The sequence below is a fragment of the Microvirga makkahensis genome, from assembly GCF_009830105.1.
Taxonomy (GTDB): Bacteria; Pseudomonadota; Alphaproteobacteria; order Rhizobiales; family Beijerinckiaceae; genus Microvirga; species Microvirga makkahensis.
In genome coordinates this window covers 1-20,706 of sequence record NZ_WURB01000025.1, presented here as the reverse complement: position 1 = coordinate 20,706, position 20,706 = coordinate 1, and the positions used below count along the sequence as shown (strand labels likewise).

17 protein-coding genes and 2 pseudogenes are annotated in these 20,706 nt (G+C 63.3%); 12 read left to right on the top strand and 7 right to left on the bottom strand.

The window, feature by feature from the left end; genetic code table 11:
- The first annotated feature begins 1,383 nt into the window (after positions 1-1,383).
- Positions 1,384-1,755: a hypothetical protein gene (locus tag GR328_RS21715; protein ID WP_160887586.1), complete on the top strand. Its 372-nt coding sequence runs from the start codon at positions 1,384-1,386 to the stop codon at positions 1,753-1,755.
- 6 nt (positions 1,756-1,761) lie between these two features.
- Here the strand turns inward: GR328_RS21715 and GR328_RS21710 are convergent, their stop codons facing one another.
- Complete coding sequence (locus GR328_RS21710) at positions 1,762-2,154, bottom strand: hypothetical protein (protein ID WP_160887584.1); 393 nt, start codon at positions 2,152-2,154, stop codon at positions 1,762-1,764.
- Positions 2,155-2,911: 757 nt separating this feature from the next.
- Here GR328_RS21710 and GR328_RS27665 point away from each other — a divergent pair.
- A pseudogene (locus tag GR328_RS27665) lies at positions 2,912-3,103 on the top strand (thioredoxin reductase); the annotation flags it as partial.
- 148 nt (positions 3,104-3,251) lie between these two features.
- Here the strand turns inward: GR328_RS27665 and GR328_RS21700 are convergent.
- Together GR328_RS21700 and GR328_RS21695 are read right to left on the bottom strand one after the other, a co-directional pair.
- Positions 3,252-4,196 carry a metal ABC transporter substrate-binding protein gene (locus GR328_RS21700; RefSeq protein WP_160887582.1) on the bottom strand — a complete coding sequence of 315 codons (945 nt, stop codon included), beginning with the start codon at positions 4,194-4,196 and terminating at the stop codon, positions 3,252-3,254.
- A gap of 41 nt (positions 4,197-4,237) precedes the next feature.
- Positions 4,238-4,642, bottom strand: coding sequence for a Fur family transcriptional regulator (locus GR328_RS21695; RefSeq protein ID WP_160887580.1), 405 nt, complete (start codon positions 4,640-4,642; stop codon positions 4,238-4,240).
- Between the two features lie 94 nt (positions 4,643-4,736).
- Here GR328_RS21695 and GR328_RS21690 point away from each other — a divergent pair.
- From GR328_RS21690 to GR328_RS21655, 8 genes and pseudogenes are all read left to right on the top strand, one after another.
- Positions 4,737-5,968, top strand: a pseudogene (locus tag GR328_RS21690) (GTP-binding protein).
- A gap of 58 nt (positions 5,969-6,026) precedes the next feature.
- On the top strand, positions 6,027-6,605 hold the full coding sequence (locus tag GR328_RS21685; RefSeq protein WP_160887578.1) for a DUF1826 domain-containing protein: 579 nt from the start codon (positions 6,027-6,029) through the stop codon (positions 6,603-6,605).
- Positions 6,606-6,754: 149 nt separating this feature from the next.
- Positions 6,755-8,275, top strand: coding sequence for an ABC transporter substrate-binding protein (locus tag GR328_RS21680; protein WP_160887576.1), 1,521 nt, complete (start codon positions 6,755-6,757; stop codon positions 8,273-8,275).
- On the top strand, positions 8,272-9,207 hold the full coding sequence (locus tag GR328_RS21675; RefSeq protein WP_160887574.1) for an ABC transporter permease: 936 nt from the start codon (positions 8,272-8,274) through the stop codon (positions 9,205-9,207). The genes GR328_RS21680 and GR328_RS21675 overlap by 4 nt, the downstream gene beginning before the upstream one ends.
- An 11-nt stretch (positions 9,208-9,218) precedes the next feature.
- The gene (locus GR328_RS21670; protein WP_205790202.1) at positions 9,219-10,034 is read left to right on the top strand and encodes an ABC transporter permease; all 816 of its coding nucleotides are present in this window, start codon (positions 9,219-9,221) and stop codon (positions 10,032-10,034) included.
- Complete coding sequence (locus GR328_RS21665) at positions 10,031-11,461, top strand: ABC transporter ATP-binding protein (protein ID WP_160887572.1); 1,431 nt, start codon at positions 10,031-10,033, stop codon at positions 11,459-11,461. Before GR328_RS21670 ends, GR328_RS21665 begins: the two co-directional genes overlap by 4 nt.
- Before the next feature lie 538 nt (positions 11,462-11,999).
- Positions 12,000-12,512, top strand: coding sequence for a YcnI family copper-binding membrane protein (locus GR328_RS21660; protein ID WP_160887655.1), 513 nt, complete (start codon positions 12,000-12,002; stop codon positions 12,510-12,512).
- Positions 12,513-12,562: 50 nt separating this feature from the next.
- Positions 12,563-14,137 carry a copper resistance CopC/CopD family protein gene (locus GR328_RS21655; protein ID WP_160887570.1) on the top strand — a complete coding sequence of 525 codons (1,575 nt, stop codon included), beginning with the start codon at positions 12,563-12,565 and terminating at the stop codon, positions 14,135-14,137.
- Here GR328_RS21655 and GR328_RS21650 read toward each other — a convergent pair.
- The 4 genes from GR328_RS21650 to GR328_RS21630 all read right to left on the bottom strand — a co-directional run bounded on the left by GR328_RS21650 (position 14,103) and on the right by GR328_RS21630 (position 18,306).
- On the bottom strand, positions 14,103-14,414 hold the full coding sequence (locus GR328_RS21650) for a glycosyltransferase (RefSeq protein ID WP_160887568.1): 312 nt from the start codon (positions 14,412-14,414) through the stop codon (positions 14,103-14,105). The genes GR328_RS21655 and GR328_RS21650 overlap by 35 nt on opposite strands.
- A gap of 206 nt (positions 14,415-14,620) precedes the next feature.
- Positions 14,621-15,424 (bottom strand): APH(3'') family aminoglycoside O-phosphotransferase, encoded by an 804-nt coding sequence (locus GR328_RS21645; RefSeq protein WP_160887566.1) that lies wholly within the window; start codon positions 15,422-15,424, stop codon positions 14,621-14,623.
- Positions 15,425-15,873: 449 nt separating this feature from the next.
- Positions 15,874-17,052, bottom strand: a complete 1,179-nt coding sequence (locus tag GR328_RS21635) for an MFS transporter (protein ID WP_160887562.1) — start codon at positions 17,050-17,052, stop codon at positions 15,874-15,876.
- 642 nt (positions 17,053-17,694) lie between these two features.
- Positions 17,695-18,306 (bottom strand): TetR/AcrR family transcriptional regulator, encoded by a 612-nt coding sequence (locus GR328_RS21630; protein WP_160887560.1) that lies wholly within the window; start codon positions 18,304-18,306, stop codon positions 17,695-17,697.
- Positions 18,307-18,407: 101 nt separating this feature from the next.
- Between GR328_RS21630 and GR328_RS21625 the strand changes: the two genes are divergently transcribed.
- Together GR328_RS21625 and GR328_RS21620 are read left to right on the top strand one after the other, a co-directional pair.
- The gene (locus GR328_RS21625; protein WP_160887558.1) at positions 18,408-19,448 is read left to right on the top strand and encodes a saccharopine dehydrogenase family protein; all 1,041 of its coding nucleotides are present in this window, start codon (positions 18,408-18,410) and stop codon (positions 19,446-19,448) included.
- Between the two features lie 41 nt (positions 19,449-19,489).
- Positions 19,490-20,296, top strand: a complete 807-nt coding sequence (locus tag GR328_RS21620; RefSeq protein WP_160887556.1) for an isocitrate lyase/PEP mutase family protein — start codon at positions 19,490-19,492, stop codon at positions 20,294-20,296.
- Positions 20,297-20,706 lie beyond the last annotated feature (410 nt).

Here is a 20,706-nt window from a genome sequence, read left to right as displayed (position 1 = left end):
GCTCGATGCTGGTCATGACGGCCTGGGTGATCTCCCGCGTGCCTGGCCCAGTGCGGGCCTTCTTCGTGCGCATCAGGAGGAGACGCGGCAAGTTGGTGGCGGCCGGCGCTGCTGCAGAGGAAACTGCGGCATCTAGCACTGGCAGCGGGGCATCCATAGCACCGTCGTGGAAGGCAGAGTGGATCCGCCGCGGGAAACAGACCGGAAGATGGTCGATCGGGCCGAGGAGGCTACCGGCGCTTCGTGGCTACCTGGGAACTGCGAAAGCTGAGAGGCTGCTCGAGTGCCGCCAATGAGGTGTGACGCTCCTAGGCTGCGCGGCAGGGTTGCAACCTCACACCCTGCTCTCCGCTTCTGGGTCACCCGAGCCCGTCCAATATGGCAGAACCAGCCCTGCCGGATCCACTCGCCGGCCGGGCACGGTGCATGCCCTTGCCGTCCGATCAGATCAGGCAAGCCCTCGTTGGGCGATGTTACCCCCCGATCTCCTCCGGATCAGACAGTGAACGGCTGGATGCAGACGCCCTCAGGGGTGCGGCGAAAGACATAAGCCCCCTCTCATGCCCAAAGCGGATTGCCAACTACATCCGTAGATCGCCTGTGCCTCACGTCAAAATGGGCAGTGTCACTGCCCATTGGTGCCGATCTGGCCCCAGTTGCGTAACCAAGCGCACGGTTCCGAGGGAGGCCCGCTCGATCATCGCGCGTGGAACCGCGCAAGGCGCCGTTCCGGATCGTGCTTGTGCAGTACCAAGTGGTGCCGGATGGGCGAGCGCTCGTCAGCCATCATCGCGGATATTGCGCTAAGCCTCTTTAGCGTTGCTCTACTCCCTTGGGACCTAAGCAGAGGAAAGGGTCGGCATTTAGGCTTGGCTTTGATGCAGCCAGAGAGTCACAGTCATGGAACGCTTCACGGTCACACGCACAAGGATGGATCTTTGGCTGGTTGCGTATGAGGGAGACATCATTGCGACGTACCCGACTGAAGAACAGGCGCTTTTGGTCACACTCAAAGAAGCTGCAGATCGGAGACGAGCGGGAATGAGGGTGGTCGTGGTAATCATGCAGGCGCGGGACAGCGTTAACGAGCCAGAGGCGCAGTTCAGACTTCCACCTCCCGCGGCTTTAGGTATTGGCACTGCCCCATCCTTACCGACTTCCGGCTTTGCCGGATGCTTAGTTCCCCATCGATCCGGTACAGCGCAAGACGATGCTTGATCGGAGAGCGCAACTTGCCAGGCATTCTGTCGTGCCGAGGGTAGTCCTGGAAGAGTATCCCTCTTGGAGTCCTGTACCCCTGAGCGTGATTGGGAGACGATCACTCGATCGTCGTCATGTTTACCCTGACGCTGATCGATCGATAGAGCCATTGGCAGGTGTGAGATGCTGTTGAGTGATCCCTTTCCCCTCGATCGCCTCCCCAAACCGGTTCAGCACGCTATCCAAACCGAGTTCCAAGGCCGTTCCCCCACTCTCCATGAGATTGTCCAGATTCTCGATACCCAGTGGCTAACGCTCCCAGGCATGGGGCCGACGCGACTGGCACGCTTGCGGGCATTGTTGGCGGAGAGCATGGGCAAGCAGGATCAGCTTTCTGGCCTAACCAGAATGACGGTGGCCGAGCTGCTGATCCGATATGACCGCCTAACTGTCCAGCAGGAGAGGCTGCAGGCGAAGCTGGGAAAGGTCCGAGGCGAGATTTGGACGACCAAGCTGGAACTCTGGATGAGGGGAATTGTCCCTCACGCCGAGTGAGAGCTCTCAGAATGCTCTGGCCCGCTCTCTCTCTGCGCTGATTGCTCCGTTTCCTGTCAGAATCTCATGTCGCTCCGCCTCATCCGCCTCGGCTCTGCCGAAAACCCCGTCACGGACGGGCCAAATGCGAATTTCGCGGGATGGCCAAATCCGAATCGACGGATGAGGGGGCTTGAAGGCCAAAGAAGGAATGCCGCATTCATTGACTACCTCTCCCATAATCAAGGCGAATTCCGCTTCGCTCTTGCTTTTTGGAAAGTTGAGCGAGGACATCGACCTCGTTCTAGTCTGTAACGAGGTTCGGGCCTCTGCATAGACCCTGGAGGCCGGGTCGCTGCTGACCAGTGTCTTAGGCTCGATTTGCACTTCATGATGGGACTGGGCGATCTGGAAGCCCATTTGTGTGCACTCCATGAGCTTGATCTGCCGTCATCGCCTCTGCGATTGGCAGCATCAAACCATAGCGGCCTGCCGCCAGTCTCTCATCCCGAATAGGTACTCAAAGCCCCGGTGGCAGCCAGTCTCGGCAGTATCACGTAGGTCTTGATGATTCGGCGGGAGGCCTCCCCTGCGTGTTCCGGCACTCCTGCCAGCCGGGTGTCTATGCCTCGCGACGCCCAGTGGAACCAAGGACAAAGCCACCCTTCAGAGCTTGAACGACAAGTCTGCTCAAGCTTTCAATGCAAATGATGCAGAGGCAGTCGCGGCTCTCTACACTGAGATGCAGTTCTCCTGCCGCCAAGGGCTGAGATGATGAGGTGGTCCCAGTGCCTGGCCCAGTTCGGCAGCAGCCCCTCGTGTTCGGGCCAATGCGGCAGACCAAGGAGCCGCTCGAGAATGTGGGCCGGAACGCACGAGTTCGACCGTCTGTTGAACGCCTGCTCGAGCTCCTCGGCCTAGGTCATTACCGCAACACCGATGATTCCGGAAATCGGCAGCAACGACCACCAGGCAACAGGTAAGCGATTGGACAAGCAGGGAAATTCCCCGTTCGGAATCATAGAAGGCTTCGAGACGTCGGTGAGCCAGCGACTTCAGCGGCACCGATCTGAGAGGGGCTGCTTCGGCGGGTTAGGTGCATCAAGGATCTCAGGAAGACATGAAAACGGACCTTCCTTTATTCATCTCTACTTCTTGGTCTGACCCGAAGGCGACCGCCAGCGGGCTGGGCTGCGTCCTTGAGGAAACAGCTTTGGGCTTCCAGATCCGGACGGATGCCACGAAGGAGACGTCCGTTCGGGGTGCCTTCGCCTGCGGCGATGCAGCTCGTACGCCGCATTCGGTCTCGCTTGCAGTGGGTGACGGCGCCTGGGCTGGGATGCAAGTGCATCGCTCTCTCGTCTTCTGAGCGATCCTCGCTGACGTTCATTGAGCGGCCGGCATTTCAAAAATTGACACACATCGGACATTGGGCGTGATGAAGCGTGTGCCGCGGCAAAGTCAGGCCAACGTTGGCCTGACTTCGATGTGGAGGGCATTGCTTTATGGCTAATCTGTCAGCTCACGAGCGCCTTCGCGATTTCCGTCACGTTGCTGCGGATCATGTCGATGTAGGTGCCGGCTGACCCTTGCGGCCCCGACAGGGCATCGGAGTAGAGCCGTCCGCCGATCCGGGCTCCCGACTCCTTGGAGATGCGCTCGATCAGGCGCGGATCCGAGACATTCTCCAGGAACACCGCCGGGATGCGCTCGGCCTTGATCTGGCGCACGATCCTCGCCACGTCCGCGGCGGAGGCTTCGGCGTCGGTCGAGACACCCTGCGGCGACAGGAATTCCAAGCCATAGGCCCTGGCGAAGTAGCCAAAGGCATCATGGGTCGTGATGACCTTTCGCCGCTCCTGCGGGATCGATCCGACGGTGGCCTTTACCTCGGCATCGAGTGCATCGAGCCTGGCGAGGTAGGCCTTGGCATTGGCCTCGTACACCTCCTTCCCCCCAGGATCCGCTTTGGTCAGCCCGTCACGAATGTTCCTGACGTAGATTTTGGCGTTGGCAACATCCTGCCAAGCATGGGGATCGAACTCGCCATGGCTGTGACCCGCATGGTCATGACCGCGCCCATGGCCATGCACGTGCTCCTCGTTCCGGAGCGGCTTCACGCCCGTGCTGGCTGTCACGAGAGCAGCCTTGCTTCCCGACGACCTGACCAGACGGTTCATCCAGCCCTCGAAGCCAAGACCATTCATCACTACGACCCGGGCATCGGCGACCATTTTGGCATCGGCGGGCTTGGGCGAGAACACATGGGCGTCCCCGTCTGGGCCGACGAGAGCGCTCACCTCGATCCGATCGCCGCCGACCTGGCTCGTGAGATCGGCCAGGATCGAGAACGAGGCTACGACCTTCAGCTTCTGGGCTTGGGCCAAGGCAGGGACTGAGAGCCACGAAAGGGCAATGGTTGCCGAGACCAAGGCGGCCATAGCGGTTCTGCGAGTGAGCATCGGGTCTCCTTTCAGTGATGCTGCCGTGAAGGCGTAAGACGTCAGTGTGAGTAGGCAGCGCAGAGCCCCTTGAGCTCGAGGCCCGTGCCTTCGAGCCTGAAGGCACGGGCCTCGCTCCATGCGTGAAGGCTGCGACTGATGCCAGGATCGCTGAGTTCCTCGACCTTGCCGCAGCGGCTGCAAATCGCGAAGGCCGCAAGCTCGCCGTGATGGTGTCCGGGGCAAGCGATATAGGCGTTGAGCGTCTCGATGCGGTGGACCAGCCCATGCTCGATGAGACGGGCCAAGTTACGATAGACCGTGGGCGGGCTGACCGCCGTGCGGGTCTGGAGGCGGTTCAGGATCTCGTAAGCCGTTAAGGGACCCGTGGCCGATCCGAGGATTTCCCGGATGCCGTTCTGCACGGGTGACAGGTCATCCAGTCGGCCGGACATTATCGAATTCATGCGCTGGCCTCTTGACGTGCATTATACGGATAGACTTACGTACAGTATACTATACGTCACCGGCCGACAACCCCGACACTGGAGTATTCCGCGCATGTCAGACACGTCAGTCCCAGGCCATCGCCTGCCCGTTACCGTGATCTCCGGCTTCCTTGGTGCCGGAAAGACGACCTTGCTCAATCACGTCCTGAACAACCGCGAAGGCCGCAAGGTCGCGGTGATCGTCAACGACATGAGCGAGGTCAACATCGATGCCGATCTGGTGCGCGAGGGTGGCGCCAATCTCTCCCGCACTGACGAGAAGCTGGTGGAGATGACCAACGGCTGCATCTGCTGCACCCTTCGCGACGACCTCCTGGCAGAGGTGCGGCGCCTAAGCGAGGAAGGGCGTTTCGATTATCTGCTCGTCGAGGGAACGGGCATCGCCGAGCCCTTGCCGGTGGCCAGCACGTTCTCGTTCCGGGACGAGGACGAAAAAAGCCTCTCGGATCTCGCCCGTCTCGACACCATGGTAACCGTGGTCGACGCCGCGCATTCCCTGAAGGATTACGGCTCAAACGACTTCCTGCGCGACCGCGGTGAGACAGCCGGCGGGGGCGATGAACGGACTCTCGTCGACCTGCTCGTGGAGCAGATCGAGTTTGCCGATGTGGTCGTGCTCAACAAGGTGTCGGAGGTGTCGCCTGATACGCTGTCATTGATGCGCAAGGTCGCAGTGGCGCTCAATCCCGATGCGCGGCTGATCGAAACCGACTTCGGCAAGGTAGCGGTCTCCGATATCCTCGACACCGGGCTGTTCGACGAGGAGAAAGCGCAGCAGCATCCGCTCTGGTACAAGGAGCCCTACGGCCATGCCGAGCATGTGCCGGAGACGGATGAGTATGGCATCCAGAGCTTCGTCTATCGGGCCAGACGTCCCTTCCATCCCGACAAGCTCAATGCCTTCATCAACCGGACTTGGCCGGGGCTGATCCGTGCCAAGGGCCGCTTCTGGCTCGCCACGCGCCCGAAATGGGTGGGTGAATTCTCGCTCGCGGGCGCCATCGCGCGGGTAACGGCAATGGGGCATTGGTGGAGCGCGATCCCCAAGCAGCACTGGCCCGCCATCCCGAATGGAAGCACCTGATGGAGCGGCACTGGAGCCGAGTCTGGGGCGATCGTCGCCAGGAGCTCGTCTTCATCGGCACGGGCATGAACGAGACCGAGATCCGCGCTGCCCTCGACGAGTGCCTCACCGGATCACCCACCGCCACGCGCTTCGATCCCAATGCCTATCGCCACCTGCGCGACCCCTTCCCGTTCTGGGGCCGCGCCGATGCAGCCTGAACACGTCGTGCAACCAGGACCGGGTCATCGCAGTCGCGTAGAGGATGGAGAGCGGCTGATGCGCGGTGCTCTTCGATCGGGCCCGATCGGGCTCCTCCCTCGTGAACTCGAGCCGGCAGTCGCCTCCGAACTGGATGCCATGCCTCCCCATGGCCTCCCCCGCATGCGCCTCGAGGGCGATCCGGCGGGTCCGAGGCAGCAGGCACTGGAGGAGCTGAAGGCAGGTGGCTTCGGCCCGAACCGGCTCCGGGAGTGGCTCGTCAACGACCTGAACTTCCTTGCGTTGATGTTCGAGCAGGTGACGGGCAGCCGTCACCTGTCCCTTCGCCTCGACGTGATCGAGGACGACGCCTGCCGCAGGTCCCATACGGACAATGTGCGCTTCCGACTAGTCACCACCTACCGTAGCCCGGGAACCGGATGGTCACCTCCTCACACGGTACAGGGTGCAGTCCCGGGTGTTCCGATTGAGCCAGAGCAGATCCGTCGAATGGAGCGCGGCTGGGTGGCGATCATGCGCGGAGGACGCGACGCCAGTGCCAAGCCTTCCGGTGTCCTGCACCGCTCACCGCCGATCGAGGGGATAGGCGTTGCGCGGCTCTTCCTCGCGATCAACGAGTCCTCGCGTCACCCGTGATCACGGCCTGCGGAGCGGGGCCGTCATCGTCCGTCACCGGAAAGGGTCCTGCACGCAAATCAGGGTGAACCTGGGCTGGACAGCGCCCGCTTCAGAAGCTATGGCGTATAGTATACTATACACATGATCGACATGGGAGAATTCATGCCATGCTGCACACCCTATCAGTTCTGGCCCTTGGCCTCATGCTCGGCATCGGCCATGCCCATGCTGCCGCCGGAGACGATATCCTCGACATCGTGGCTCCGTTCGAGATCAGCGGCACGGATCCTTCCACGGCAGGCGATCTTTTCCTGAAGATGGGCGTGGCCGAGACGCTGGTCGGCGCCGACGAGGCCGGCAAGCCCGTTGCGGCACTGGCGTCGTCATGGGAACTCTCCGACGACGGCACGGTTTGGCGCTTCAAGCTGCGTCCGAACGTGACCTTCCATGACGGCTCGCCCTTGACGGCCCAGGCCGTCGTTGCGGCATTGACGGCCGCGAAGGGCAAGCCTGGCATCCTCAACAAGGCGCCCATCGAGGGCATCTCGCCGGACGGCAACGACGTCGTCATTCGCCTTTCCGAGCCCTTTGCGCCTTTACTCGCCTTCCTGGCGCAGAACACCACGGCGATCTTGGCCCCGGCTGCCTACGACGACAAAGGACGCGTCACGCAGGTCATTGGGACCGGGCCATACAGGATCAGCCTTCTGCAAGCGCCGCAGAAGATGACAGTCGAGCGCTTCGACGGGTATTGGGGCGAGAAGCCGTCCATCCGCGCTGCCAGCTACCTGGCGGTCGGCCGCGGCGAGACCCGGGCGCTGATGGCCGAGAGCGGTGACGCCGACTTCGTGTTCAACCTCGACCCGGCCAGCCGCACGCGCCTGAGCCGCAGCCCGAAGGTCAACGTCCTCTCCGTCTCGATCCCACGCAGCGTCCTGCTCAAGATCAATGCAGGCGACCCGCTCCTGAAAGACACCCGCGCCCGCCAGGCCCTGAGCCTCGCCGTCGACCGCGAGGGCATCGCGGCCGCCATCCTGCGCTACCCGGCCGCTGCCAACCAGCTCTTCCCGCCCAGTGTCGCGAGCTGGCACAACGCGAATGTCCAGCCATTGGCCTACGATTCCGCGAAGGCCAAGGCACTGCTTGCCGAGCTCGGCTGGAAGCCTGAGGCTGACGGGATTCTGGCGAAGGACGGCCAGCGTTTCACCCTGACGCTGACAACCTATCCCGACCGCCCTGAGCTTCCGCTCGTCGCCGCCGTCCTCCAGGAACAGCTCAAGGAGGTAGGTGTCGCGATCACGATCAACTCCACCAATTCGAGCGAGATCCCGGCCACGCATCAGGACGGGACGCTGCAAATGGGCCTTGTGGCCCGCAACTTCGCGCTCGTTCCCGATCCCATCGGAACGATGTTGCAGGACTACCCGCCCCAGGGTGGCGACTGGGGCTCGATGAACTGGTCGAATGCCGAGTTCGATCAGGCGATCAAGCACCTCTCCAAGGTCTCGGACGCGGCCCAGGGTCAGCCCTTGCGTGAGAAGGCGGTCTCGATCCTCCAGGCAGAGCTACCCGTGATCCCCATCGCTTGGTACCAGCAGACGGCCGCTGTCTCGAAGAAGCTGGAGAACGTGCGCCTTGATCCCTTCGAGCGCGACTTCGGCCTCGCCAGCATGCGGTGGGCGCAATGACTCGGGTTCTCGGATATCGCCTCTTCCAGGCGCTGCTTGTCGCGCTGACGGTGGGCGTGCTGACCTTCATCATGATCCGCGCGCTGCCTGGCGATATGGCCTACCGCATCGCGGCCGGGCGTTACGGGTACGACATGGTCAACACCGACGCCGCCAACGCGGTGCGCACTGAGCTTGGGCTCGACCAAGGTGGCACGACGGCTCTCGGCCAATGGTTCTCGGACCTGGTCCGCTTCGATCTCGGGGTGTCCGTCGTGTCGGGCGAGGCCGTCATTGACGAGGTACGCCACCAACTTGGCCACACAGTGGAGCTGGCGCTTGCAGCGGTACTGCTGTCGCTCCTGATCGGGCCGCCCCTGGGCATCCTTGCCGGCTTGCGTCCGGGAGGGGTGATCGACCGAGGCCTGCTTCTGGTGTCGAGCACGCTGCGCGCCCTGCCCCATTTCGTGGTCGGCCTCCTGCTCATCATCGTGCTGGCCACCGGCATGGGAGTTCTGCCTGCCGCAGGGCATGGCGAGCCGCAGAACCTGATCCTGCCGGCTCTGACGCTGGCGCTGGGGCTCGCTGCCGTCTCGAGTCGGGTCGCCCGGGATGCCATGGCGGGCGTTGCAGGCTCACCCTACTACGCCTTCGGGCGGACCAAGGGCCTGTCGGACGCGCAGGTTCTCCGCCGCCATGGCCTGCGCAACGTGAGCGTGCCGATCGTCACCTATCTCGGCGTGCAGTTCATCTATCTCATCGAAGGTGTTGTCGTCGTGGAAACCCTCTTTGCCTGGCCCGGCATCGGCCATGCGCTCGTCCACGCGATTTTCGCCCGTGACGTTCCGGTGATCCAAGGCACGGCCCTCGTAATGGGACTGATGTTCGTGCTGCTCAACGCACTCGTCGACCTTGCCTGTTATTTGATCGACCCACGGAGGCAGGCGGCATGATGACCGCAACAATGTCTTCAGCAATCACGGCGTCTGAGCCGAAACGGCTTCCTGTCGGAAGGATCGTCGGCTTCACCGTCCTCGCTTTGGTGGTGCTCTTCGCGTTCCTGACGCCCCTTGTCTGGCCTGTGGATCCCACCAAGCAGAGCCTGCGCAACGTGCTGGCGGCCCCGAGTTGGAGCGAGCCCCTGGGCTACGACCATCTCGGACGCTCGATGCTGGCCCGTCTCGCGGCAGCCCTGCGGCTATCCTTGGGACTGGCGTTCCTCAGTGTGCTGACGGCGGCCGTCCCCGGTGCCCTGCTCGGCATCCTCGCGGCCTGGAAGGGTGGAATCGTCGATCGGGCGCTGTCAGTGCTCGGTGACGTCTTTCTGGCCCTCCCAGGTCTCCTGCTGGTGCTGATGCTCACAGCCATCGCGCCGGACTCGCCCTGGGCGCTGTATGTCGGCATCTCCTTGGTGCTGTGGATCGAGTACTTCCGACTGACACGAGCCACCACCCGTACGTTGATCACGTCCCCGGCCGTGCAGGCCTCACGCCTTCTCGGCTTCGGACCCGCCTACATCATCCGCCGTCACCTCTGGCCTGAGATCGCACCGATGATCCTGACGGTCGCTGCCTTCGGTGCCGCCACCGCCATCATGGCGATCGCGGCGCTGGGCTTCGTCAGCGTCGGCGTGCGCCCGCCCACACCGGAGCTCGGACTGATGATGACCGAACTCCTGCCATACTACGAGGAGGCCCCGCACGCCCTGCTGCAACCGATCATCGCCGTGTTTCTCCTCGTCCTCAGCCTCAACCTCATCGCCGGAAGGAAGGCACAATGACCGCATTGCTCGTCGCCGACGGCGTCCGCGTCTTCGCCAGGGAGCGGATCGTCGAACCGGCCTCCCTGTCGCTTCATCCCGGCCGGCCCTTCACCATCCTGGGCGAGACCGGCTCGGGCAAGAGTCTGCTGGCGCAGGCCATCATGGGCACGTTGCCGAAGGGCCTTCGGGCCGAGGGCAGCGTCACCATCGCGGGCCAGCGGCTGTCGCTTGCCGTAGGACAAGGCCACCGTTCCCTGTGGGGCCGCGTGATCTCCGTCCTGCCGCAGGAACCCTGGCTGGCGCTCGACCCCACAATGCGGGCCCGCGAGCAGGTGGCCGAGGGCTATGGCTTCGTGCGGGGATTGAGCGTGGCCGACGCAGCCCGTCGGGCGCAGGTTGATCTGGCCAACCTCGGTCTCGCCGATGCCAGCGGCAAGCTGCCGTCGCAGCTATCCGGTGGCATGGCCCAGCGTGTGGCCTTCGCTGCGGCCCGCGCGGGTGGTGCCCGGATCGTCATCGCCGACGAACCGACCAAGGGACTTGATGTCGCCCGTCGCGACGATGTCATCGCGCTCCTCCTGCGTGAGGTGGCCGAGGGCGGCGGCCTCCTGACCATCACGCACGACCTCGCGTTGGCTCGTCGCATGGGTGGTGATCTCGCGGTGATGCTCGACGGTGTCATCATTGAGCAGGGACCAGCAGAGGAGGTGCTCGGGGATCCGCAGCATGCCTACACCCGGCGCCTGATTGAGGCCGACCCTGCGCATTGGCCGGACGGGCAACCCCGGAAGGCCGCAGGGGCGCCTATGCTGGTGGCGGAGGGAGTCGGCAAATCTCGTGGTGGCCAGCGGCTGTTCAGCGGGCTGAACCTTGCGGTCCACCCGGGTGAGATCATCGGCGTCACGGGACCGAGCGGCTGCGGCAAGAGCACGTTCGGCGACATCCTGCTCCGGCTTCTCCCGCCGGATGAGGGCAATGTCCGGCGCGCTGGAGGACAACCCGCGATCAAGTTCCAGAAGCTCTACCAGGACCCGCCATCGGCTTTCCCGCATCGGATCACCTTGCGCCGGGCCATCCTCGATCTCGTCAAGCTCCATGGATTGGATGCCGCGAGGATCGAACCCCTTATGGCACGGCTGCGGCTGGCACCTGCGCTTCTCGATCGCCTGCCGGCCGAGGTCTCGGGGGGCGAGTTGCAGCGTTTCGCCCTGCTGCGCGTCCTCCTGCTCGATCCCGTCTTTCTGTTCGCCGACGAGCCTACCTCCCGGCTCGATCTCATCACGCAGCAGGAGATGATCGAGCTTCTCGTCGAGCTGGCGCGGGAACGGACCTGCGCGGTCCTGATCGTCAGCCACGATGCCGAGCTGATCCGCAAGGTGAGCGACCGAGAGATCCGGTTCACGGGCAAGAAGGATCTGGATCAGGTTGAGCCAAAGGCAGCCTGAACCATCAGGGGCGGTGAATATCCGCCATCATTCGGACCTTCCGTCATGGCATTCTTCGGATCAGAATGTGGTTATCGCTGCCATGAGAAGCGTAGCCGGAACGCAAGGGTATACAGGACGAGCCGCCATGCTGGCGGCGATCCTTGCCTTTGTCCTGCAGGGCCTCCTCGTCGGCGCCACGCCATGCTCACGTGTTCAGGATCGGCTCCAGCAAGGGCAAGCTCATCTTCACCACGAACACCATGCGTCGGCGGGTCCGGCTCCTTCTGACAAGCCACCCCATCATGCCACCGGCTGCTGCATCCTGTGCAGCGCGCTCGGGCTCGCCGTTGGGTCCCCACCCACCTTTATCCTCCTTGCGCCTCTGGCCATTTCCGTTGTCGTCTCCTTCGCTTCGGTCCACGGGGAGGTTGGCTCAAGACGACTGCCGTGCCTGCCCGTGGGCGCACGGGCTCCTCCCGGTCCGAGTTGATTGGTCCCGCTTTCTCGCCAACCAACTGACAGGACAACTCCTATGACACTCACCCGTCGCCTCGGCATGCTTGGCGCTGCCGGATCCCTTTGCCTCATCGCCACGTCGGCTCTGGCCCACTCGACCCTGGAAACCCAGCAGGCCGCCGTCGGCTCCACCTACAAGGGCGTCTTGCGCGTGCCCCACGGCTGTGACGGCGCACCCACCCTCAAGGTGCGCATCCAGATCCCGGAGGGGGTCATCGCCGTCAAGCCGATGCCCAAGGCCAACTGGGTGCTGGAAACCGTCAAGGCTCCCTACAAGCAGGCCTACGATTACCACGGTACCCCGATGACCGAGGGCGTGCGCGAGATCGTCTGGAGCGGCGAACTACTGGACGAGCACTACGACGAATTCGTCTTCCGAGCCTATCTCACCGATAGCCTGAAGCCGGACACCACGCTGTACTTTCCCACCGTGCAGGAATGCGAGGATGGGAAGGCGGACCGTTGGATCGAGATCCCGGCCGCGGGCAAGAGCCCGGACGACTCCAAGTATCCCGCACCGGGCGTGAAGCTGCTGCCCAAGGCCGCCAACTGATGAGAGGCCCGAGTGCGCCGATCAACATCGGCGCACTCGGATGAACGCTTATGACATGGCTTCGGCACACCCTCTGCTGGCTCCTGCTCGCCTGCGTGCTCGCCGGCGGCGAGGCCCGTGCGCACGCCTCGCTGATCGAGACAACCCCCACCGACGGCGCGGTGGTCGCCACTGCCCCGGCGAGCGTCCGCCTGCGGTTCAACGAGCCGGTTTCCCCGCTCGTGCTGCGCCTGATCGACGCCAGCGGCACGGCGCATGCCGACCTGCATCATGAGGCCCGCAATGACACCATCACGGTCCACCTGCCGGAGGGGCTTCCCCAGGGCACGCATGTGCTGAGTTACCGGGTCACCTCGTCCGACGGCCATCCGATTGGCGGGTCGCTGGTCTTCTCCATCGGGACGCCCACCGCCGGACCCGCACAGCAGACCGCAGCCAATTCGCCCCTGGCGGTCACCATCTGGCTGACGCGACTGGCCTTGTACCTTGGCCTGTTCGCTGGTGCTGGCGGTGCCTTCTTCGTGGTCTGGATCGGTCAGGAGACCACCACCCCGGCCTCCCGCACGGTCGTCCGAACGGCCATCGGAACGGGAATCGCCGCAGCCCTCCTGTCAGCGGGGCTTCAGGGGTTGGATGCCCTGGGCGAACCATTCGCGGCTCTTTTGTTGCCGCATCCGTGGCACGCGGCGCTCACGACCTCCTTTGGCCTCACGGCCGGAGTCGCCATCCTTGCCTTGATGTGTGCGTGGCTGGCCCTGCGTGGTAAGGGGAAGCCTCTGGTCCTCGTCGGGCTTGCCGGCGCCGGACTGGCCCTGGCGCTCAGCGGCCATGCCAGCGCGGCCGCGCCGCAATGGCTGACCCGTCCGACTGTGTTCGTCCACGGCATGGCGGCGGCGTTCTGGATCGGTGCGCTGGCGCCGCTGGCGCTCATCGTGCGAGACCTTCGCAGCGCTTCCCTGCCCATCCTCCAACGGTTCTCGGCGCTGGCTGTCCCGGCTGTCGGCCTGATGGTGCTGACGGGACTTGTCCTCAGTATCGTGCAACTCGAAACCCCAGCTTCCCTGCTCACCACGGATTACGGCCGAATCTTCTTGGCCAAGATGGCGGCGGTAGTCTGCCTGCTGACTCTGGCCATCCTCAACCGACAATGGCTGACCCCCTTGCTGGGCTCCAAAGGCGCCGGCTCCCGATACTTGGTGCGCTCCATCGCAGGTGAGATCGGCCTTACCGTCACCATTCTTGGACTGGTCGCGACCTGGCGCTTCACCCCTCCGCCTCGCGCGCTCATGGCACCGCCCGAGCCCGTGAGGATGCATATCCATACGCCTGCGGCCATGGCCGAGCTGACGCTCACGCCAGGTCGGGCTGGACCTGCCGCAGCGACCATCGTACTGATGACGGGTGACTTCGGGGCGCTCGATCCGAAGGAGGTGACCGTCACGCTGGCGAAGCCGGATGCCGGAATCGAGCCTATCGAGCGGCGTGCCGTGAAGACGGCAGAAAGCGTTTGGCAGGTTCAGGGCCTCGTCCTGCCCATCCCCGGACCGTGGCAACTGCGTGTCGATGTGCTGGTCTCGGATTTTGAGAAGGTCACGCTGGAGAACACCATCGAGATCCGGCCCTAAGCGGTACCGCCAGCGGACGCATGTGTTTGAGGAGCTTAAGCCCGGCCCCGAAGCCTCGGCTGCCCGCGAGCGCCGCTTTCCCTGCCGGCCTATCGATCAGCTCCAGAATCTCGCCCGGGAGCGGTGCAAAGGCGATGCCGTGCCCGCTGACCATCGCCTCGAACTGGACGGGAGCCGCGATCTGCACTTCGTGTCCGCGCTCGATCAGCCCCCGAGCCAGTGCGATGTAGGGTTGGACGTCGCCTCTTGTTCCGAGAGTCTGGATCGCTACACGCATCTTGGTCCTCAATGCGAAGCCTAAAGGTTTCCTAGTATCCTGAGGTGAAGCAGGCGGCACAAAATACGCGTCGAACGAGCTCTATGCTGGGTTTTAGCGCAGTGGAGGCGTCACTTCTTCCGAATGCGCCCAAGCGACACAATATCCGTTTCCATGAAGGCGCTTCTGCGGAATTGTGCAGACGAACTCCACCATCCTTGATAGGCTCAGCCCCAAGTCAGCGGATCAAGCCGCAGATAGAATGCGAGCCGCTCCTTGTCCGGTATCTTGATCCCAAGGGTATTGAACAGGATGGCGAATGCCTCTGCCTCCTCCTCTCGTGAAGCCCAGCTCTCGCGTGCATTGGCGACCATCAACGCGAGATCGACATAGCGATCCGCCGTTCCGAGGCGACCAAGGTCGATTAGGCCGGTGCATTGGAAGCTCTCCGGGTCAATCATGAAGTTCGGCATGCATGCGTCGCCATGACAGACAACCCGATCAGTAAGCTCCTGCTCGAACCGGGTCGGCAGGTCACGTTCAACGCGCTCCAATAGCTCGCGCGCAGGCGTGTTCATGTCCTCGTCAGGCAGAAAGTCGCGGTTCACGGCCTTGCGTGCAACAACATCCGCAGCCCGCTCGAACATAATCGAGAGACTGCGATCAAACGGGCATTGGTCGGCCGGCAGCCCATGAAGGATCCCGAGTTGCCGCGCCATAGAGGGCCAAGCCTTAAGCAAATCGGACCCTGACAGATCGGCCGCCGGCACACCGGGGATTGCGGTCATCACCAAGCAAGTCCCTTCCCCACCTTCTCGCCAGTCGACGACTTCCGGGCATGCAACGCCTTGGCCATGGAGCCAAGCGAGCCGGTCGCGCTCACCGGCAAGTTCCGCAGACCGTGCAACTGGAGCGATCTTTGCAAACGCGCGACCATCGTCCCGCTGATAGACGAGATCGCCCGATTCCCCAGTCCTGACGGGGGTCCAGCCGAAGCGATTGCGGTCCGGTAATGCGTATGTCCAGTCCAATTGCCGTCATCCTCCGATAGGCTTTCACGCCGAATGGCTGACATTCATGATCCAAGGCACGCAGGTCCGCAGCCCTGAAGCGTCGGCAGGATTCTGCCCACTGATTTAGACAACCGGTGATTTGCCCGGAACTGGGCTGTTGCTAGTTCCATAGCTGATGGGTGGACGGCGCCTGCTCCCCGGCAATGTGCTCTCGAGATAGGGTGGTTGCCTCGGCGCCAGGCAGGAAGCCGCTCCAATGCAAGTCACTACGATTGGCCTCGATCTCGCCAAGCACCTCCTTCAGGTCCACGACATTGATGTGACAGGACAGGTTCTGATCCGGCATTCGGTAGCAAAGATTATCACACGCTGGATGAGTGGCAGGCCAACAAGAGGAATTTTGCTTCGTCGGGGCTTCCGAAATTCAAAGATTAGCCGGCGGAAAGCAGTCGCGGCGCTGGCCTAGCTCATGTAATCATTGGTGGTGTCGAAGCCACAAGACGGCCGCGGCGATAGCTTGCAGCCAGCAGCAGACCAGCGAGAGCGAGGGCGGCACCCAAAAGCGCAAGCGACGAAAGTCCAAAGAGGCGGATGGCGAGACCACCAAGCCCAGCACCAAGTCCTTGCCCCAGATAGTTCATGGACCCGTTCACAGCGAGCACCATCGCGGCTGCACCGGGAAAGATCGACACGAGCCTCGCCTGGACGATTGGCATGATCGCGAACAGGGCGAGCGCTGACGAAAAGACAGCCCACCCGACGAGCATCATCGTCGGCAAGCCGCCGGGAGCCCCACCTTCAAGCTGGGCGAAATGGATCAGCTGGGCAATCAGAATACAGGCGAAGGCCCCGGCAATCACCCCACGGGCGGCCTTGCTATTGGCGGCTCGCCCACCGAGCACAAGACCCAGCAGAGCCCCAATCCCGATGATCGCCTGAAAGATGCCGACCGTTCCGCCCTGGATTCCAGTTTCCACCGCAAGCACTGGGCCGATGTAAGAGACGACAGCCATTGTCGCGGCGAAGGAGAGCAGGGTCATCATGACGAGTGGAACGACACGTCCCCATTCAATGCGGGTGTTCTCCGTAGCCACGGCATAGGGAATGCCCGGCAGCCAGATCGCGCTCGCCACGCACGCGATGCCCGAAAGTGATGCGGCGAAGAGGAATGTCGCCCTCCACCCGAATAGATCTCCGACCAGACTGCCTACAGGGATCCCAAGCAAGAATGCGAGCGTCATCCCACCGAGCACCATTGCAATGGCAGATCCACGCTGGGACACTGGGACAAGGGCTGCGGCGGCCGCAGCGGCGGCCGGCATGACGATCCCGCCCGTGGCACCGGCAAGAACCCGGAGGAGCACGAGCAATTCGAAGCTCGATGCAAAGGCGCACCAGGCGGTAACTCCGGTGACAGCCGCCAGCGCGAAAACGAGAAGTCGCTTCCGGTCCGTCCTTCCGCCCCACATGGCAAGGAGGGGGCCTCCAACGGCGGCCGAGATTACAAAGGCGGTCTGCAACTGGCCTACCGCAGCCACAGAAACTCCGATGTCTCGCGCCATGGGATCCAAAAGACCACCAAAGACGTAAGCTCCCGATCCGAAAGCCAGCGCAGCCATCGTGAGAAGAAGAACGCGTGGATCCATCAATCGACTCTCCTGCAGGACGTATGGACGTTCTGGCGAGCAGGCGAACCACAGGGAGTGCGGATCTGGCTTCAGCTCGGAGGCTGAACAGGACATTCGCCACCCCAGCTTGCCTCCGTCCGTTCCGCCAGAGGTTGGTCGATCATTGCTTCGGCAGGAGTGAGGGTCGATTACGCGCGGGGTAATGGAGGACCTCTGGCGCCGATTGCTGCCTCAACAACTCCACAACGGCACCGGTCATCGCACGCTCCACTCGGCTCGAATTGTGCAAGAAAGCTTTGCATAATCGGCTGCGGACATTACCTGGTCAGCTCGACGAGATCTGGTCGTGTTTGCTACCGAATGCTGTTCTGATCCGCGGTCAGCTCCATTGCAATGAGATGAGCAGCTTGACATCCCACTGTCAGGGGAAGCGCTGGCGTCAATAGGTTAAGGCATTTCTCGCGATCCGATGCTCTCGATTGGGGCGCCGAAGCACACCGGGTTTGGAAAGCCGCAGGACACCCGGCAAGGGCGTGCCGCTGACTAGGCAGGTAGGAGCGGCCCAGCCTTGGTTTGTCCTGCTCCATGGAGGCGGCCCCGCCGGGAGCCTGAGGGCGCGCCAAGGCCGGATCACATTGAAATCGCGACCACCCGCATGATTCACAAGCGCAATCGCTTCGGTCCGGACGCGGCAATCAGCGCGTCTGCGGCCTGCCGCAGGAGCGCAATGGCTTCGCCCGTCTCAAGCATCTGTGAACTGACGAAAGCGCCGTTGATGAGCAACGCGAGCTGACCGGCGACTTCGTCTGGGCGACCGACTCCCAGCCGTTCGGCAATCCCCTTCAGCCGATGCCTCAATTCCCGCTTGTGGGTTGCCGCGACCTTGCGTGCGGGGTGGTCGGCTTCCGGGAACTCCGCAGCGACGTTAATCTGCGGGCAACCGCGATAGTTCGGTCGCCCGACCCGCTCGCCGATCCATTCCAGATGCGCGTCCAGCTCCGCCTGCGGATCATCCTTATGCTGCTCCGTGACCGCGTCCCATGTACTCCAGAAATCCTGGTCCTCACGCGCGAGGAACGCCGCGACGAGATCGTCCTTGGTGCGGAAATGCCGATAGAGGCTGGTCTTGGCGACACCTGCCTCGGCGACCACGAGGTCGACCCCCACGGCGCGTACGCCGCGCCGGTAGAAGAGCCTCGAGGCGGTCTCGAGGATTTTCTCCCGCAGGTCGCCAGCGTCGTGGCTGTTCAGGTTTTCCGCATTCTGTGACATCGCGAACCTCCGATGGCGGCAATCTAGCACAAGCCTGCTTGACACGCTACAGACCTGTTCGTACCAATACAAACAGACAGGTCTGTATCACGGAGGGAACAATGACCGCTCATTCAACAAAGGCTTCGAAGCAGGAAAGAACCGTCGCGGTGTTCGGCGCTGCCGGACACACGGGACGCTTCGTCGTCGCGGAACTGCGGCGCCGGAGCATGACCCCGATCGCCGTGGTGCGCGACCCGGCAAAGGTGACGGAGTTCAAGGAGCGCGACGTCGAGGTGCGAGGCGCCTCCGCCGAGGATCCCGACGCGCTCGACCGCGCCCTCAAGGGCGCGGCTGCGGTCATCAACTGTGCCGGACCCTTTCTCGCCACCGCCAATGCTGTCGCGTCGGCAGCGCTCCGTGCGGGAATGCACTATCTCGACGTAACGGCCGAGCAGCCGAGCGCACAGGCGACCTTCGATAAGTTCGACCACGCGGCGCAAGAGGCCGGCGTGTTCGTCATTCCGGCCATGGGCTTCTACGGCGGCTTTGCCGACCTGCTGGTGACCGCAGCCATGGCCGACTGGAATTCCGCTGACGAGATCAAGGTCGGGATCGCCCTCGACTCTTGGCATCCGACGCAGGGCACCCGGATCACGGGGGAGAAGAACACCGCCCGGCGCATGGTCGTTGCCAATGGACAGCTCGCGCCCGTGTCCCAGCCCGCCGCCGAGCTGGACTGGGATTTTCCGGAGCCGTTCGCACGGCAAACGGTCGTCGAGCTCCCGTTCTCGGAGATCGTCGTGATCGCGCGGCATGCGCACTCGACCGAGATCCGCACCTATCTCAACCGCACCGCCCTTCGTGACGTTCGGGATCCGGCTACGCCAGTGCCGAAGCCTGCCGACGATGCTGGCCGATCAGCGCAGGTCTTCCTGGTCGAGGCGCTCGTGCGAAAGGGCGGACATATCCGGCGGATTGCCGCGCAAGGGCGGGACATCTACGCCTTCTCGGCACCGCTCATCTGTGAGGCCGTTCAGAGGATCCTCGACGGCAGGGCGCGGGGCAACGGAGCCCAGGCGCCGGGCACCGCTTTCGATGCGCGCGACTTCCTTAACGCCCTGGCGCCGCAGCATCTGTCGTTCACGGTCTCGGACTATTGAGCACCGGATCACATCCACGCTTTCCAAACAGTGAGGAAGACATGTCGAACCAAACCACCAAGGCCCACACCTTCCGGTCGCTCCACGTTCCGGGCCGCCCGCTCATCCTGTTCAATGTCTGGGACGTGGGCAGCGCCAAGGCCGTGGCCGCCAGCGGCGCCAAAGCACTCGCCACGGGCAGTTGGTCCGTCGCGGCCGCACATGGCTTCACCGATGGGGAGCAGATACCCTTCGACCTTTGCGTCGCCAACCTGCAACGGATCGTCGGGGCAACCGACCTTCCAGTGACGATCGATCTGGAAAGCGGTTATGGGGCCGATCCCGCGGCGGTCAGGGCGACGGTTGCCTGCGCATTGCAGGCTGGAATCGTCGGCTGCAACATCGAGGACAGCTTCCCGGAGGACGGCTCGCTCCGCGACGCTTCCGACCAGGCCGCCAGGCTGAAGGCTGCTCGATCCGCAGCCGATGCACTCGGCATTCCGACCTTCCTGAACGCCCGCACGGACGTCTTCTTCCAATCCGGACCGGAGAAGCACGACGAGGGCATGGTTGAGGCGGCGCTCGAACGCGGCCGGATGTACGCCGATGCGGGTGCCGACGGGCTGTTCGTTCCAGGCTTGATCGACGAGAGGCTCATCGGCCGTCTGGTGGAAGGCTCACCGCTGCCGGTGAACATCATGGCAGGCGGGAACACGCCGCCTGCTGCGAGACTTGCGGAGCTGGGCGTGTCCCGGATCAGCCATGGGCCACGCCCATACCTGCTCGCCATGTGCGCTCTGGAGAATGCGGCCCGGGCAGCTTTGGAAGAGACCAGGACCTTTCATGGCCAGTCGCTTGCCTCGCATTAAACAGTCCTGTCTATCGAATGCCGAAGGCGACTGCCATCACCTCGATGACCTCGCCTGTGCATCGAGAGCGTCGGCGACGTCATCGGCCCGATCGCGATACCGTCCGTTTTCAATAAAGTAGCGGGAACGCTCGCCGATGAACGGGAGGAAGGTCTCCAATTGGCACTGAACGGAAGGAGCTCGAAGCTCCGCTTTCGATGGCAGTCCAGCCGTTCCGAATAGGACGGGAACGCTCCGTGATCACCAGGGCCAGATCCTTGCAGATTCCGATCGGCTCCGGCCGAGCTTCCTGGCACAAGCGTGGCCATGCAAAGGCTCATACGACAGCTCTGATCCGAGGCGCTGCGGTCCCGACTAGGATGGTTGAGCGTAGCCGCTGTCATAAAGACGGCCACGCCCGGCTGCCGGAG